A 15055-nucleotide genomic window follows, 5' to 3' on the forward strand; every position below is an offset into this window, starting at 1 on the left:
CCCGGCCGCATAGCTGGAGCAATCTGGACTGGAACGAAGGCCGCGACCGATTGCGAAGGACGCTGCTCCAGGGCCTTCTTTATCCACTTGCGTACGAGATTGGCATTCACGCCCTGTTCCCGCGCAAGTCGAGAGACCGAAACGCCGGGTTCTAAACACGCTGCAACGAGCCGATCACGCGAAGCAGGATCATATCGACGGCGGCCGTCGCGACCAACAAGCCGTACCTTCAGTTTAGGAGCATCTTCATCCATGTTTTGGTGTCCACTTATTTTGGTGGACACCTCATGCCTGAGAGTACAGCGCTTCAGAAGGTGCGCAGAAATTCGCGCTTACGAAGTGCCTTATGAAGCCAGGTGTTCATTTCCGCAGAGCCATTGAGCTCGCCGCTATAGCCCAGCTCTTCTGCCAGTTCCTTGCGTTCGGTAAGGCTGGCATCCATTCCAAGAGCCTTCATGAGGTCGACGATGGAATGCTTCCAGTCAAGCTTCTGACCGCTTCGGGCAACTGCCGCGTCGAGAACCGGCGCAACCTCCACCGTGCGGCTTGAAACGGTCGAAGGGCTCGACGATGTCGATGCGGACGCTCCAGCGGTTGCAGGGACAGCCTGGCCAGTGCCCCCGACGGGAGGCGCAGTCGTCGCAGCAGGCTCAGGTATCGACGACGGTGCTGGCGTTGGTTCCGCTGCGGTCGGGGATGCAGGAGACGCATGGGCCTCGCCAAAGATAGCGTCCTTGATCCTGGTAAATATGCTCACGTTATTCTCCTCGTAATTGGTGTGCGATGAACAACACTCCTTGGTGCTCTCTGTTCCGAGGGTTAAGCCAGATGATGCATTTTTCCGGCGCGACCAACAAATGTGGTCCCTAGGGCCTATTTCCCCGGTGCGAACCCGAGTGCCGCAGAACCGGCGCCGGCACCTGATCGGCTGTGCGGACCAATGCTCGCGGCATGGCGCTTGTTTTTCGTCAGTACGGCCCCGACATGGTGTCCGTCGCCCCTCCCTGATCAGCCGCGAGGCTGTGCGAGTTCATGCGATCGACCACTTGCCGGTCCGGGAACTTGCTGCTTTTCTTGTTGTTAGTGCACGCCGGCGGCAAGGCCGGTGCAGGTCATAAGGAGCATGCGATGCAAAACATCGTCTGGAACAGCCGCTCCTCGCCAGAGGCAAACTCGTTTCAGGCCCGTTGGAAGCCTGTAATTTCCTTTAGAATGGATTGGCCTGACGTCAGGAACGGACTTTGCTGCGGCGGGTGCCCGCATCTGAAAGCGGTGGACGGTCGGGCGACGCCCGATGAAACGCGTGAATTTTTCGAGGCAGCCCCGCGTTTGGCAAGCTTGAAATCGCGCCAATAAGACTATCTCTGCTGCAATTCGTCCTGACACGAATGAAAAGGCTGGCACTGTGATCGAGAGCGCTTGTCCGGGCGAGGTCGCGCCGCGTCTGCGTCAGGTGTAACAAGAACGTCGCTGCTGCGGAGCCGGACCGCGGGAGACACCGCTTGCTGTCATCGCGCTGACACCGCCGGTCACGAACGAAACGGATGCATTGCTGCGCGCAGCAATCGTTGCAGGAGGCAAATACGACCATGTCGACCATTTTCAACGTTGATCAATTGAACACGATCAGAGATGCCCATCTTGCGTGGTGCGCGGCAAATTCAGTCGATCCAAAGAGCCCTTTGGGTGGAGAAGCTGTGGGCATAATGCTCAAGGCATTCGGCGCAGATTGCCATCGGGCGGATGACCTGATCGGCGCGCTCGATCGCCATATGGACGAGCGCGGACGCCATGTTCAGCTGGGCTCGTCTGCGATCCCGACCGACCAGTCGTCTTCAATAGATAAGTAAGTCAAACCGAGAAACACTTTGATTCTTCCGGCGGCGGCTACCGGAACGCCCCGACGATTGTGCTGCACCGGGGTGTCTGAGTGACAATCATCGTTATGGATACCTGTTCTGGCGGGTGCGAGACGCGACGTTACGGCGAAGTGATGCATCGCGGGTGCGTCTGTCGCTCGGCAGCATGGCACGTCCGCAATCGCGAGCGCTGTCATATCGCCTCCTGGACCAGCAAGCCTGTTCACACCACATCAGAGGCTCGTTATCGCGGGGCCTGGCGAAACGGCCAGGTCTTCAAGTCTACCGCACCAGTTGTTTGAGGGAACATTTCCTCTTCCCCCAGGTTGTTACTTGGGAGGAAGTAAAGATGCGTCATGAACCAAATAGATCACATGAATTGATTTTCTACATCGGACTTAACACCGCCCTCGTGACCGTCATCGCGGCGGTGGTGGCTGCCGTCGGCCTTGGCTGAAGGTGTGCGCTTGTTGTCGTGGTCGTTATAATCGTCCTAATATGTGCAGCATTGGCTCGATAGGATGGTTTCCGATGACAGCGCCCGACGAACTCGTCGCTCTTGTAATAAAAATAACCACGACAGCGCGCGACTTCACGCCCAGACGCTCGGTAGAGCTTGGGGTGTTACACGGACTATGTCTCGACGCCGCAAGGAAACACGAGCCTCATCTTGTTGAGTTCGTAGCGAGCGTGCCGGGCCTTAAGCGATTTCAGGGATACTTTCACAGCTCCCGCACATCATTTCTTCGAACGATCCTGACGGCGCAATGTGGTCCTTTGTGCGACTGACCGAGGGCTGAAGGTACCCTTTCGTTTGAACGGCCGGGGCGAAAAGTGCACTGCGCGGCAGTCGATAGCATTCGGTCCATGCGTCGCCGGACAGCGATCTTTCCTCGAACAGGCGATGCAGAGAGATGAACGGTGCTGCTGGTTTTTCATGAGGATCGACAGGCGACCGACAAGAGCTTTACAGCGCAGCGTCTGTTCATGGTACTGGCGTGCACCCCGCACCTGGCCGGTCTGTGCGTGGTTTCCGATAACGAGATGACGGCCTTACAATTGACGGATGCCAGCGTGTTCGAGAGATCTCCGGTAACCCAGGTTTTTGCGCAAGCTTGCGCGATGCAAATCCGGTGGTCGCTGGACGCGAGCGGGAAGCGTCGATAGTACCGGTAGCGCCAGGCATGCTGGGAAGGCGTCTTCTCATCGTCAAACACGACTTCCATTTTCGACCTGGCCGAGTGACCGACGCTTCAAGCCATATGCCCGAAAACATTCGTCCGTGGGCAATCAATGCGGCGGATCCACGATGCTGCTTTTTGTATCGGTGTCACCGAAACGGTCTGTCATCCATGTCTGTATGCCGTAAACGCATAGGCACAAGCCTATCGTGAAGATCAGGGTGAATAGGTTGGGTCGGCGCACAAGCTGCTTCATCCATCGATAACCGGCGGGGAGGTGACAGGTTCCGAACCCTTTTCTCTCCATACACCAGCACGGATAGGGGAAGGCAGGTTCGGTTCCTGCCGGACAGCGCGGTGTTCTAAAAGGGGCGGCTGGCAGGAGGAATGCCGATCGGGACTATCACAGATCACGTATACAAAGAGGATCGAGAGCGAGCAGCGGCGTCACCCACACTTCTCTGGTGAGCAACGGCGCGGCATCCTATGTCCGCTCCTCTGGTACGGTCGTACGGTCGCTGCCTGCGTGATGGGATGGCCTCCAGACGATCTGCCTCGCACCCTGACCAATCCTTCCCGTGTGTTGAACTTACTCCGCGCAGGGCTCTCCTATTTATTGAGAGCGACGAGGCGGCTCGCTGCCAGCGACCTTCAGCAGCCCGACGACAGCGCACACCTTCGCTTTCCGCTCGCTCTCACTCATCTCTGGTTTGACCTTGATTTGCCGCAGCGTCTCAAGCATCCGCCTGAGAGCGTCCATTTCTGTCATGGGAGTGATCCTCGTGGCTACGAGCTCCCTGAGCAGGGCCGCGTCTATCGTGTATAAGAATAACGAGATCTACGCTAGGCTCGCTCGGAAACATGGACAAATTTTCATAGCGCCTTGGGGGGCGACGGTGATCCAGTTGGCTCCGCGCGGACCTCCGGGGCGGCGAAAGGCAACCCGGTTTCGCCTTCTGCGGAGGATCCAGGCATCCGGGGGTAAACCCGTCATCTGCGGCACGAGGTGAGTGGACGATGACTCTACCGCCCTACGGTACACAGCCATCGTCCACGGCGTGCCCGCTTGCGGCGGCGTAGAGGGCACGCCGTGACTATGCGCAGCCGAAAAGCGCAAACGCAAGAGGTATTATCATACGTCTCCGAGTCCATGTGGGCAAGCTCACGAACCCGACGCGACGGGTGTCAGGAACGAGCTCATCGGAATCGGATCCTGCGATCACAGCAGCCTCAATTGGGTTGCGATCTTGCCTGCCTGTGTCAACGTCTGAGCATTAAGCTCACGCTTTGCATTCCTCAAGAAGTAACGCACGTTCGCGTAGGTGGTATTCTCCAGAATGGCGATCACCTTCAACGACTTGCCTTCGGTTGCCCACCGAAGGCAAGTCAGCTCGTTGGTGGAAAGTTTTACAGGCCGAATGGGCCTCGTCGTCATCGCCGTAGTGTCGAGTCGGGCACAGATATGCCCGACGGCTGAGGCCGCAATCACAGGGTCAACAACCCAGCGCTCGGCATAGTCGCTATCATGAGATGCCAGGGTCAGCACGGCGGTATTGCCGAATCCTGCAGCGACTGGGATCGACACACCGGAGCGAATGCCAAACCCGTCCGCTTCCTCGAAAAACAACTGCCTCGCTCTGCTCTCGGGCGTTTGCCGTCCCGTTCGGCCAGCAGGCTTGTTGGACCAAGCAAACGCCTGGCGGCGATGTCGAATACCCACCATGACCGGGTCGACCGCTAGGTAGCCTTTTTTGAAATATCGTTCCTGCCAGGCCTGATGATAGTCGGAGATCACCGACAGGGTGTTGTCCTGGACCCGGGCATAGGCAAACTGATCGAACCCGGCCTGACGCGTCAGTTCGTGCAGGACGCGCCGGGCCGTAGTCTCATCTTCGACGAACTTGAACTGTTCGATCAGTCGTTCAAACCACAGTCTCATGCCTAACTCCCTTTTCGGCTCGCCGGCTGCGCCGCCTTCACGCGGCCTCGACCCTTTACTGCGAATAGGGGCCGGGAAAGATGATGTCCTGATCGACGAGGACGTTGAACCTGTATCCTGGGCGGATTTTTATCGTCGGCTGGACATTCAGCCCCTTCGATATCGTCTGTTCGGCGACCCGCCCGAAGCTTTCGGCGAAATTCCGCCGGGCCGCGTCGGACGCGGTGGCCTGGTTTGCAAGGGTCGAGCTTTCCGGAAGGGATGCGTCGATCCCCGTGCCAATAAGGGCGATCAGTGCTGCGGACCCGAAACTTCGCCACAGATGCCGGTCGACCTTGTCGCCGAAGCCACCATATCCCTCTCCATCGGTTCCGGACATGGCTCCAAGCTGCAAGGTCGTTCCATTCGGCAGGATCAGGTCCGTCCAGACCACAAGGACGCGCTCCTGCCCGAACGAGACCTTGGAATCGTAACGCCCGAAAAGCCTTGCACCCTGCGGAACGAGGAGGTGTTTCCCCGTCGCGCTGTCATAGACATTTTGGCTGATCTGCGCGCCGATGCGGCCGGGGAGATCCGAGTTTATGCCCGTGATCATCGTTGCCGGTATGATCGAGCCGCGTTTCAGTTCGAAGGCTGACATTTGGGGTACGACCTGGTTGGGCAAATAGCCGAGTTCCTTGATATCCTGGTTGAAGAAATCCTCTTTGCCGGCCTGGTCATTCGGATCGGTTTCCTGTCCCAGCCGCGCTGTGCGCAAAGCACTTGCCAGATCCGAAGCGCCGGGGTTTGCGGTTCTTGCCTGCCGGTAGTCAGCAACCGGAGATCCGCTACGGGAAATCTCCGCCAGGTCGACCGTCAGGGGAGAATCGAGTGCCGTCGCCTGTGCCTGGAGGCGCGCCATTCGTTGCCTATTGCGCTCGCGCAGATATTGCTCCTCCCCTTCCCGCTGCAGACGATCCTTCCAGTCCTCAGGCGAGACCTCGCTTGGCCGGTTCATTGGCGGGGCATCGGTCGTCTTGTCGATCGGCGGCCCGTTCTCCACGTCATGATGAGGAGGCTCAGGCGGTGCGGGCTGGAACGCTTCGCGCTGTTCCGGATCGCCGATGATCCCATCTCCTATTCCCCGCTTAAGTTTTTCGGCAAAGGAGGTCGCGGGGTCCGCTGATCCTTTCCCCTCTCCGGACAGCCGATGAAGTGCCAGGCCACGCCAGGACAGGCCTGCCACGACAACACCGAGGAACAGCAGGACAACGACGATGGCAATTACGATCGGGAGTCGGTTGAGCCGACGCATGCCGCCCTGATCTTCCGATGGATGAGGTGAAAGCTGAAGCGATTGCGCCATCGTCTGCCTCAATCCCGCCGCAGAACGGAAAGCGGACCTTCAGGAGCGGCACCAGATGCCGATGCCAGATAGGTCCGCGAAAGGACGACCGATGGCATCGCGACCGAGGCGAGAATGCCCCCGTCACTCTGACCGATCGCATAATCCAGCTTTACCGCTTTCTTGGCGGGAAGATCGGGATTGACCCGATAGCCCCACCCCTTCAATGCTGCCTCGAGTGCGACACCGAACTCCGCCCGATCTGATGTCAGCTCGATGACGGTGTCTGTCGGCGGGGCCTGTTCGGCAAGCCGCGCCGACAGATCACCGGCGATCGCGCTCGCCGCGGCCGGGGACAGTCCGGTCAGGGTCATTCCGTCATCGGGTGCGCCGCCGGATGTCTGGCAGCCGGAGGCGGCAAGGACGAGTGTCAAGGCAATTACGACGATGCGCGTCTGCATCGGTTATCCTCCCCGTCTGATCGTGATCTTCTGGCGATGCCAGCCAACGCCGGAGACGAGAATTGCACGCTCGATCGCATAGTCGACCACCATCATTTCCTGCTTCAGCCGGTAGTTGACGATGCGGTTCTGGCCGCCCGACACGACAAACAGGACAGGAGCATCCTGGCCCCGCAGGGATCGCGGGAACTGGATGTAGGTCTTCTCTCCGTCGCTATAGACCCTTTTCGGTTTCCACGGCGCATTGCCGGAAAGCGAATAGGCAAAACTGAGATTTTCCGGGGCGTGACCTTCTACGCTGCCGATCTCCATGCGTGTATTGATGTCGGCAAGCCTGGAGGAAATGTCTCCCGGATAATCGAAGCCGACGCGGGCCATATATTGGCTCGGATGAGACTTGAGCTGGATATGGTATGTACGCCGCGATGTCGTTACGACCATGGATGTGACGAGGCCCGGTTCCGACGGCTTGACGATGAGATGAATCGCCTGTCCGCCCGCAGCTCCAGAGGTGGCCGGCTCGACCTTCCAACGGACCGTGTCGCCGACGAGCACATCGCGCACGATCTCCCCGCCCTCTAGTTCGATGTCGCAAACCTGGAGCGGCGAGCAGACGACCGAGGGTTGGGTCTCGCCGAAGAGAAATATCACCTTACCGTCCGGACCGCGGGTGACGACGCCCGCCGTGCTTCTCCAGTTGCGGGACAAGGCAGCCCCCTTCTCCTCCTTGTTGGTCATCTCCTGGGCATCCGCAGCAGCGATGGTCGCAAGGAGGATTGCCGCAGCCGGTTTTAGTGTCTTCATGGCCCTTCTCTCCGTCAAAGCTGTGCCGTCCAGTCGAAGTCGCGGATGTAGAGACCGATAGGGTTGAGACGGATAATCGCCTCGTCCTGCGGCTCGGTCATCGTTACCGTCGCAATCCCCCTGAAACGCCGCGTTGCGGTTTCCTTGCCCTTGCGATCACGCTCGTATTCCGTCCAGTCGAGCTGGTAGGCCTGGTTGGAGATGGCAACGATATTGTTGACCTCGACCGAGACCGTTGCGCTCTTTGCCTTTTCGAAGGGCGAGTTCGACCGAAACCAGTCGTTGACTTTCTGCGTCGATGGGTCCGAGCTTCTCAGGAGTGCATAGGTCCGATCGATATACTGTTTCTGGACGACAGCATCCGGTGTGATCCCGCGGAAGGCAGCGATGAAGTTGCCGAGCGTGGCGCGCACGACGCGGGCGTCGGCATATTCGATCTGCTGCGGAAAGCCGCCGGACACCGTGTTGCCCAGTTTGTCGACCTCGACGATGTAAGGGACAAGCTTGACCTGTGTGCTCTGGTAAAGCGCGTAGGCGAACCCGACGAGAGCGATCAGCAGCGCGATCATCCCGACAAGCCGCCAGGCGGCCGCTGCCTTCACGTAGGATCCATACCGCTCCGACCATTCCAGTCTCGCGGCAAGGTAGGGGTTTTCCGGAGCGCGTTTGGCTGTCATCGTTCGTTCCGTTCTCGGTCACGGGGATTTCGGCGTGGGCGGAAGAGGCGATGGACCGCTGCTGCGATCGCCCTTGTCGAGCTTGGCATTGGCAAGGCCGAGCAGCGAGCCGGCATAGGCGCCGGGCGAACCGATCGCTTTTTCCCTTGCCGCCAACCCGGCGGCCCTGCCGCCTGCGATCGCGCCCTCCGTCATTCCCTTCAGAACAGCTCCGGCAGCGGACGACCCGGCGGCCCGGGCGGACTGATATGCAGCGGATTCTGCCCTCATGGCAGCCATGCCGAGCGAGCTCAGGCCGGCGGCAAAAGATGCCGCCTGGCTCCCATGACGGATGCTCTCCATACCGCCTGTCACCGAGGAGCCCTGCACCACACCCTGCATGATATTGGGGACGTAGATTGCAATGATGAAGACGACCACGGCAATGCCGGCGATCGCGAGCGGCTTTTGATATTCGTCGCCGATCGTCGGTTCGTTGGCGAGCCCGACCAGCACCTCTGAGCCAATGCGGGCAATCATCACCAACGCCATGAGCTTCAGGCCGACCGAGAAGGCATAGACCAGGTAGCGAACGGCGAAATCCTTCGTATGAGACGAGCCACCCATCCCCAGCATGATCATCCCCGCCAGGAGCCCGACATACATCTCGACCATGACCGAGACGAAGATCGCCGCGACGAGCGAGAAGCAAATCACCGCGACGATCATGGCAAGCGCAGCCGAAAGTGCGAGCGCATTATCCTCAAAAACGCCGAACTGGATCTTCTCCGACATCCTGGCCGCAACCGTCATGCCGGAGTTGAAGATGTCCGCCGGTGAAGCCGTGCCGCTGCGCGCGCCGATCGCAAAAAGGCTGTCGACGACAGCTTTTGCGAATTGCGGCCCTTCGGTCAGTACAAAGGCAAAGAATCCGATGAACATGATCCGGCGCACCAGTTCGGAAAACCAGCTTTCGAGCGAGGCCGCTTGCAGCGCCAACCACACGGCGGCGACACCGATCTCGATTGTGGCGAGGATCCAGAACAGGGATCTGGCCGCCTCCATCACCGTCGTCTCCCAGCCTTTGGCGGCGGTGGTGAGCTGCTGCTGGATCGATGTCAGGAGCGACCCTTCCTGCGCCAGAGACGGCTCTGCCAGAATGAGGAGGGTGAGCGCGGTGATAAGAGCGGGCTTTAAGGTTCGGGAAGACATCACCATTCGATCTTCATCCTCTCCCCGCCCGAGGTCGGCGGCATTGTCGGGCGAAAAAAGCGCTCTCGCCTTGCCTGTGCGAGGTCCTTGTCGGATTGCTCAGCCTGGAGCCAGGTCCCTGTCATCGTCACCTGCTGCGAGATCAGACCTCGCAGCTTCTGCATCTGCCCGATCTGCTCGGCGGCGATCTCGTGGCCGACCTGCAGCGCCTTCATCTGGCCGTCGGAGGACTGCGACATGGCGCGCAACTGGCGCATCGTGTCTTCCTCGCTGTCGAACTGTTCGGCCGTCAGGCTCGCGGCCCTCAGGGTTCCGGAAATTGTGTCGCGATTGGTGTCCGACCACGTCTGATAGATTTCGGAGTAGCTCTTGCCGTCCGCGAGGTCAGTCTTCAGCGCCGCATAGCTTTTGAACCGCGCCTTGAGGAGATCGTCCGCATTTCCCATGGAAAACGCGATGCCTTGGCCCTGTTCAACAATGCTGCGCAACCTTTTGAGGTCACCCTCGATCTCGCCCCAGATATGGGCCGGCAGCTTTGCCGTGTTCTGCAGCATGTTTTGGTAGATGTTGAGCTGGTTCTTTATCTGCTCCGCCAGCTGGGTGATCTGCGTGATCTGGTTGCGTATCTGCTCGCCGGACTGGCCGACCAGGGACACAAGCTCGCTGTTGTTGAGAAGCTGCGTCCATTCCGTCGCAGCGCCTGTCGCGGTACCGGCATGCGCGCTACCGATCCCATGATAGCCGATCAGGGCGGCCCATGCGATCGTTCCGCCCCTAAGCATCCATTGATGGAAGATCATCCGACACTCCTCTCGATCGAAGCCAGAATCGTGGCCAGTCGCGGCCGTGTTTTCGGTAAAGGCCCCGCACCTGCTTGATGTCCGACTTGCCCGAGGCGCCAGCGAAACTCAGGGCGATTGGCCCAAGAGCCATGTCGAACAGCCGACGGCCGGCTGGCGTGGCAACGTAATATTCGCGCTTCGGGATCGCCGTCGCGATGATGTCGATCTGACGTTCATTAAGGCCCAGCCTCTCATAGAAATCCCGCGTTCCCGCCTCCCGCGCGGCGCCATTCGGAAGGTAGATCTTCGTCGGGCAGGACTCTTTCAGGACATCAACGATGCCAGACCGCTCGGCGTCCGAGATCGACTGGGTTGCAAGCACTACGGCGCAATTGGCCTTGCGCAGGACCTTCAGCCATTCGCGGATCTTTTCGCGAAAGACCGGATGGCCCAGCATCAGCCAGGCCTCATCGAGAATGATCAGGCTCGGTGAGCCGTCGAGACGTTTCTCGATCCGTCTGAAGAGATAGGTGAGAATGGGCACGAGCGTACGCTCTCCCATATTCATCAATTGCTCGATCTCGAACGTTTGCAGCGATCGAAGCTCCAACCAGTCCTGTTCGGCGTCGAGCAGGTGTCCCATTGGGCCGTCGATCGTGTAGTGATGCAAGGCATCCTTGATATCACGCAACTGCACGCCGGACACGAAGTCGGACAGGGATCGCGCATTGGACATGGCCATCAGCGCGACCTGCCGCGAGATCGCGTTGCGATGATCGGGTTTGACGGTGACGCCTTGTAGCGCCACAAGCATTTCGATCCAGTCGCATGCCCAGGCGCGATCTTCCTCGCCGGTCAGATCCTCAAGCGGGCAGAAAGCCAGCTGTGGCTTGGCCTCCTCTCCGTCACTTCCGATCTCGTAATGATCTCCGTCGGACGCAAGCGTCAGCGGGAGCAGCGAGCGTCCCTTGTCAAAGACGAATATCTGGGAAGATTCGTAGCGGCGGAACTGCGCGGCGATGAGCGCGAGAAGTGTCGACTTGCCCGATCCGGTCGGGCCGAAGATGAGCGTATGGCCGACGTCATCGACATGCAGGTTGAGGCGAAACGGGGTGGAGCCGCTGGCGACCTGCATCAGGGGCGGCGCGTTCGGCGGATAGAAGGGGCAAGGTGCCGCCGCTTCGCCGGACCAGACCGAATTCAGAGGCATCAGGTCGGAGAGGTTTGCTGTATTGATCAGCGGCTCGCGAACATTGCAGTACCAGTTTCCCGGCAGGCTGCCGAGATAGGCGTCGGTACTGTTCAATGTCTCGATCCGCGCGCCGAAACCTTCCGCCTGAACCAGGCGCCTGACCGCCTCGGCTTTCTCCTGCAGCATCTCGCTTTTATCGTCGAAAAGTACGATCACCGGCGTGTAAAAGCCATAGGCGACGAGTTTCGACGACGCCTGTGCGATCGCATCCTCGGTTTCTCCCACCATCGTCATCGCGTCTTGGTCGACTGATCCAGACTGCGTCTGGAACAACTGGTCAAAGAAGGGCCGCACACGCTGCTGCCATTTCTTCCGGGTCCGCTCGAGGCGTTTTCGCGCCTCTTCTGCATCGAGAAAGATGAAACGCGACGACCAGCGATAGGCAAACGGCATCAAGTCGAGACTGTTGAGGATACCGGGCCAGCTCTCCGCCGGCAGACCATCGATCGCGACCACCGCCAGATAACGGTTGTCCACCTTCGGCGTCAGGCCATGTTCGAGTTCGGCGGTCGCGACCCAGTCGAGATACATCGGAATGTCGGGGAGCCGGACGGGGTGGTTTTCGCCACAGATACAGAAGCGGATAAGCTGCATTAGTTCATCGTAGCGGTTTATCCGCCCTCTCCTGTCGGTCACTTCGATCGTCTGCATCCGGCGGATCGAGAGGATACTGGCGAGGTACTGTTCGATCTCGCGGATCGCATTCCGAAAGACAAACAGCGCCGTATCGGCATGCGAGAGCCTGCGGCTCGTCTCGTCAGCGTAAATGTATTTACCCAGTTTCGAGGGCCTGCCCTGCGGGGCTCTGTAGGTTAGGACGATTGCGTGTCTGCTTTCGAAATGCCCCGTCTCGCGCTCGAAATGGGCGCGCCGTTCAGCGTCGATCGCCTGCGTCACCACATCTGGAAAGTACGACCGTTCCACCGAAGGATAGTCCGTGGTCGCCACGCGGATGGCCTCCACCTGGATGATCCAGCCCGATCCGAGCCTGGACAGGACGGCGTTGACTTGGCGTGCGAGCTCGTTTCGCTCGTTGTCCGTCGCGCTTTCGGTGTCAGGGCCGGCAAAATACCAGGCCGCCATCAGCGAGCCGTCCTTCAGGAGCAGGATACCGTTGTCGACGAGCCCCGCATATGGGACCAGATCGGCGAAGGATGGACCGCTGGTGCGGAAGCGCTTGAGTGCGACCATGGCCTGATCCTCAATATCGTCGGAAGGGCGACGTGGTGGAGCGGTAATGCGGCCGATAGGCGATATATCGGAGGTAGACGGGCCGCAGGAACGGATCAGCCTTCGCCATCATTCGCAGGCAACCGACGGAGAACACCCAGAGGAGCGCGCCGAACAGCGCTGCATAGATCGTCAGGACGACGAAGACGAGGATGGCGGATGCTAGCCCGATGACAAGAACAAGCTCGCGATCGGCGCCGAACAGCAAATTGGGCCGTGACAGAGCGCGGTGGATGCGATTGCGATGGAGGCGGGATTGAGGCTCAGGCATTTCACCCCTCACCTCTCGCGCCGAGCTTGTCGACGCTGACTGAGAGTGGAAGACCGATCGTGGCACCCGTTGCCCCGAACAATCCGACGATCGTTGTCGCACCCAGAAGAACGCCGGCGACAAGCACGACGTAGACGAGACGTCGGGCGAAGTCGTTCAGCTCGCCGCCAAAAATCAGCATGCCGCCGGCGATTGCCACCGCGGCAAGTGCAATGTAACCGGCAACCGGCCCCGTGATCGACTGTTGGATCTGTTCGAGCGGCCCCTCCCACGGCAGTGAACCGCCAGAACTCGCGCGGGCCGGCGTGAGCGAGGCAAGAAGAATGCCGACAAGCGTCGAGCCTGACCAAATCACATCACGCGACATGCTGAGGCTCCTCTTCGATGATGGTGACATATTGATCTGCGACAAGCGCATCGACATGCAGCAGGTCCCTCACTACGCGTCCCTGCGAAGTGCGCTCGATCGACACGACAAGATCGACGGCCTCAGCAATCACTTCGCGCATCGGCTGCTGGCTCGCCTCGGCCGTCAATTGTTCGAGCCGGCGTAGCGCTGACATCGCCGTGTTCGAATGGATGGTGGCCACGCCCCCCGGATGACCGGTGTTCCAGGCCTTCAGCAGCGTCAGGGCGGCGCCATCCCGGACCTCGCCAACCACGATCCGGTCCGGCCGCAACCGCATTGTGCTCATCAAGAGCCGGCGCATGTCGATATCACCGCAGGTGTGAAGCATGACGGCGTTGGCTGCCATGCAGCGAATCTCGGCCGTGTCCTCCAGGATCACCAGGCGATCGTCGGGTGCGCTCGCGACAATTTCGGCAATGATAGCGTTTGCAAGCGTAGTTTTGCCGGAACCGGTTCCGCCTGAAACGATGATGTTTCTCCGATCCGCGACCGCCTTTTTGATCGCCGCCGCCTGAAAGCCACTCATGATGCCGCCGCTGACGTAGTCGGACAGCGGGATCAGCCTTGCAGCGCGTCTTCTTACCGTGAAGGACGCCGCCGCGACGATTGGTGGCAAAAGCCCCTCGAACCGATGCCCGCCCAAGGGAAGCTCTCCGGACACAATGGGGCGGTCGACGTCGATCTCCAGGCATAGCGCATGCGCGACCGAACCGATGATTGTCTCCGCATCGTGGGGGGCGAGCGCCCCCGCCTCAGTCATGCGGGACCCGACACGCTCGATAAACAATCGGCCGTCTGGGTTCAGCATGATCTCGACGACCGCAGGGTCATCAAGGGCGTCGCAAAGCAGATTGCCAAAGGCCTGCTGTAACTTGCGGATGAGACGAGGGTGGGATTTTAGATCGCTCATCGCCATGGTTCACGCAGCCCCGCAAGACGATAAAATTTCTGATCGATAGCCTTGTGGACGGAGTCTGAGGAACGTGGCGCAATCAACGGGTAGGATGCCTGCAATCGCATCTGTCACACCGATGCGACAGGGGGCGGCGAGACGGTCGAACCGCCAGCCGACGCGGGACAGAATGCGCTCGAAGCGCAGATCGGTGACCGTTACGATCTGCGTGTAATGGTGATAAAGACACCATTCCAGAATGGCGGCTAACAAGGTCAGCGTGGCTTCGCTGAAGGTCTGGCCCGGCTCACTCGCCGTGATGCTCGTATCAACGCAAAATCGGGAGCTCTCCACCATTCCCTGGTGTGCGGGAAGACCGGTGGGCGGGAGCAGTTGAGAAAAGACCGTCTCCAGCATGGTCGGTCCGGTTGCCGGCAGCAGCCTTGCGCATCCGGCAAGCACACCCGTGTCGAGAACTGCCAGAATGTAGGTCGGACTGAAGCAGTCAAATGCGTCCGCCTCGATTCCGTCTGCAACCGTTACGCTCCATCCGAGACGACCTGAAAAAACCCTTGCCCGCAAACCATGTTGGGCATGGATCAGTCGTCGTTCTTCCTCTCCACCCTGACGGGATACTGCGAGTGCCTTCATAGGGGTCTCCTCTCCACTCGAGTCAGGCGGAGTAGAGCATCTGACAGTTGCTCTGGAAATCCGGAGAAAACTGCAGGTTAGGAGAGTGAGTCGCGCCCGGCGCCGGCGAAACTCGCTGCGATTTCGCGAAGT

The 15055-nt window shown here is 59.8% G+C and carries 17 protein-coding genes; 2 read left to right on the plus strand and 15 right to left on the minus strand.

Features of this window, described 5'->3' with window-relative positions; genetic code table 11:
- Positions 1-254 (minus strand): IS66-like element accessory protein TnpA (locus tag BM216_RS27810; protein ID WP_143102879.1); only part of this gene is annotated, 254 nt, incomplete at its 3' end.
- Positions 255-307: 53 nt separating this feature from the next.
- Positions 308-757: a DUF3597 domain-containing protein gene (locus BM216_RS27815; RefSeq protein WP_093002757.1), complete on the minus strand. Its 450-nt coding sequence runs from the start codon at positions 755-757 to the stop codon at positions 308-310.
- Positions 758-1589: 832 nt separating this feature from the next.
- On the opposite strand from BM216_RS27815, the gene BM216_RS33715 reads away from it, so the two are divergent.
- Both BM216_RS33715 and BM216_RS27820 read left to right on the plus strand, forming a co-directional pair.
- Positions 1590-1850, plus strand: a complete 261-nt coding sequence (locus BM216_RS33715; RefSeq protein ID WP_143102880.1) for a hypothetical protein — start codon at positions 1590-1592, stop codon at positions 1848-1850.
- 930 nt (positions 1851-2780) lie between these two features.
- On the plus strand, positions 2781-3026 hold the full coding sequence (locus BM216_RS27820; protein ID WP_093002759.1) for a hypothetical protein: 246 nt from the start codon (positions 2781-2783) through the stop codon (positions 3024-3026).
- A 627-nt stretch (positions 3027-3653) separates the two neighbouring features.
- Here BM216_RS27820 and BM216_RS34245 read toward each other — a convergent pair.
- The 13 genes from BM216_RS34245 to BM216_RS27885 form a co-directional block, all read right to left on the minus strand.
- Positions 3654-3809 (minus strand): hypothetical protein, encoded by a 156-nt coding sequence (locus tag BM216_RS34245; protein ID WP_177230945.1) that lies wholly within the window; start codon positions 3807-3809, stop codon positions 3654-3656.
- Positions 3810-4259: 450 nt separating this feature from the next.
- Positions 4260-4979 (minus strand): autoinducer binding domain-containing protein, encoded by a 720-nt coding sequence (locus BM216_RS27830; RefSeq protein WP_093002763.1) that lies wholly within the window; start codon positions 4977-4979, stop codon positions 4260-4262.
- Positions 4980-5034: 55 nt separating this feature from the next.
- The gene (gene trbI, locus BM216_RS27835) at positions 5035-6324 is read right to left on the minus strand and encodes an IncP-type conjugal transfer protein TrbI (protein WP_093002765.1); all 1290 of its coding nucleotides are present in this window, start codon (positions 6322-6324) and stop codon (positions 5035-5037) included.
- Between the two features lie 8 nt (positions 6325-6332).
- Complete coding sequence (locus BM216_RS27840; RefSeq protein ID WP_093002767.1) at positions 6333-6764, minus strand: hypothetical protein; 432 nt, start codon at positions 6762-6764, stop codon at positions 6333-6335.
- 3 nt (positions 6765-6767) lie between these two features.
- Entirely contained in the window at positions 6768-7568 is an 801-nt protein-coding gene (trbG, locus tag BM216_RS27845; protein ID WP_093002769.1) for a P-type conjugative transfer protein TrbG, read from the minus strand.
- A 14-nt stretch (positions 7569-7582) separates the two neighbouring features.
- On the minus strand, positions 7583-8245 hold the full coding sequence (locus BM216_RS27850) for a conjugal transfer protein TrbF (protein ID WP_093002770.1): 663 nt from the start codon (positions 8243-8245) through the stop codon (positions 7583-7585).
- 18 nt (positions 8246-8263) lie between these two features.
- Complete coding sequence (gene trbL / locus BM216_RS27855) at positions 8264-9436, minus strand: P-type conjugative transfer protein TrbL (protein WP_093002967.1); 1173 nt, start codon at positions 9434-9436, stop codon at positions 8264-8266.
- Entirely contained in the window at positions 9436-10218 is a 783-nt protein-coding gene (trbJ, locus tag BM216_RS27860; protein ID WP_244530372.1) for a P-type conjugative transfer protein TrbJ, read from the minus strand. The genes trbL and trbJ overlap by 1 nt, the downstream gene beginning before the upstream one ends.
- Positions 10211-12661, minus strand: coding sequence for a conjugal transfer protein TrbE (locus BM216_RS27865; protein ID WP_093002774.1), 2451 nt, complete (start codon positions 12659-12661; stop codon positions 10211-10213). The genes trbJ and BM216_RS27865 overlap by 8 nt, the downstream gene beginning before the upstream one ends.
- Before the next feature lie 10 nt (positions 12662-12671).
- Positions 12672-12971, minus strand: a complete 300-nt coding sequence (locus tag BM216_RS27870) for a conjugal transfer protein TrbD (RefSeq protein WP_093002776.1) — start codon at positions 12969-12971, stop codon at positions 12672-12674.
- A gap of 1 nt (position 12972) precedes the next feature.
- The gene (locus BM216_RS27875) at positions 12973-13338 is read right to left on the minus strand and encodes a TrbC/VirB2 family protein (protein WP_093002778.1); all 366 of its coding nucleotides are present in this window, start codon (positions 13336-13338) and stop codon (positions 12973-12975) included.
- On the minus strand, positions 13328-14290 hold the full coding sequence (gene trbB / locus BM216_RS27880; RefSeq protein WP_093002779.1) for a P-type conjugative transfer ATPase TrbB: 963 nt from the start codon (positions 14288-14290) through the stop codon (positions 13328-13330). Before trbB ends, BM216_RS27875 begins: the two co-directional genes overlap by 11 nt.
- A gap of 9 nt (positions 14291-14299) precedes the next feature.
- Positions 14300-14923, minus strand: a complete 624-nt coding sequence (locus BM216_RS27885) for an acyl-homoserine-lactone synthase (protein ID WP_093002781.1) — start codon at positions 14921-14923, stop codon at positions 14300-14302.
- Positions 14924-15055: the final 132 nt, after the last annotated feature.

The sequence above is a fragment of the Rhizobium sp. NFR07 genome (genome assembly GCF_900111905.1).
In the GTDB taxonomy this organism is placed as follows: Bacteria; Pseudomonadota; Alphaproteobacteria; order Rhizobiales; family Rhizobiaceae; genus Neorhizobium.

Bases quoted from the DNA above. Each gene is read 5' to 3' on its own strand.
- BM216_RS27885 (WP_093002781.1), bottom strand. From the start codon at position 14,923: ATGAAGGCACTCGCAGTATCCCGTCAGGGTGGAGAGGAAGAACGACGA.
- BM216_RS27840 (WP_093002767.1), bottom strand. From the start codon at position 6,764: ATGCAGACGCGCATCGTCGTAATTGCCTTGACACTCGTCCTTGCCGCC.
- BM216_RS27865 (WP_093002774.1), bottom strand. From the start codon at position 12,661: ATGGTCGCACTCAAGCGCTTCCGCACCAGCGGTCCATCCTTCGCCGAT.
- BM216_RS27870 (WP_093002776.1), bottom strand. From the start codon at position 12,971: ATGCCTGAGCCTCAATCCCGCCTCCATCGCAATCGCATCCACCGCGCT.
- BM216_RS27830 (WP_093002763.1), bottom strand. From the start codon at position 4,979: ATGAGACTGTGGTTTGAACGACTGATCGAACAGTTCAAGTTCGTCGAA.
- trbJ (WP_244530372.1), bottom strand. From the start codon at position 10,218: ATGCTTAGGGGCGGAACGATCGCATGGGCCGCCCTGATCGGCTATCAT.
- trbI (WP_093002765.1), bottom strand. From the start codon at position 6,324: ATGGCGCAATCGCTTCAGCTTTCACCTCATCCATCGGAAGATCAGGGC.
- BM216_RS33715 (WP_143102880.1), top strand. From the start codon at position 1,590: ATGTCGACCATTTTCAACGTTGATCAATTGAACACGATCAGAGATGCC.
- BM216_RS34245 (WP_177230945.1), bottom strand. From the start codon at position 3,809: ATGACAGAAATGGACGCTCTCAGGCGGATGCTTGAGACGCTGCGGCAA.
- BM216_RS27875 (WP_093002778.1), bottom strand. From the start codon at position 13,338: ATGTCGCGTGATGTGATTTGGTCAGGCTCGACGCTTGTCGGCATTCTT.
- BM216_RS27850 (WP_093002770.1), bottom strand. From the start codon at position 8,245: ATGACAGCCAAACGCGCTCCGGAAAACCCCTACCTTGCCGCGAGACTG.
- trbB (WP_093002779.1), bottom strand. From the start codon at position 14,290: ATGAGCGATCTAAAATCCCACCCTCGTCTCATCCGCAAGTTACAGCAG.
- trbL (WP_093002967.1), bottom strand. From the start codon at position 9,436: ATGTCTTCCCGAACCTTAAAGCCCGCTCTTATCACCGCGCTCACCCTC.
- trbG (WP_093002769.1), bottom strand. From the start codon at position 7,568: ATGAAGACACTAAAACCGGCTGCGGCAATCCTCCTTGCGACCATCGCT.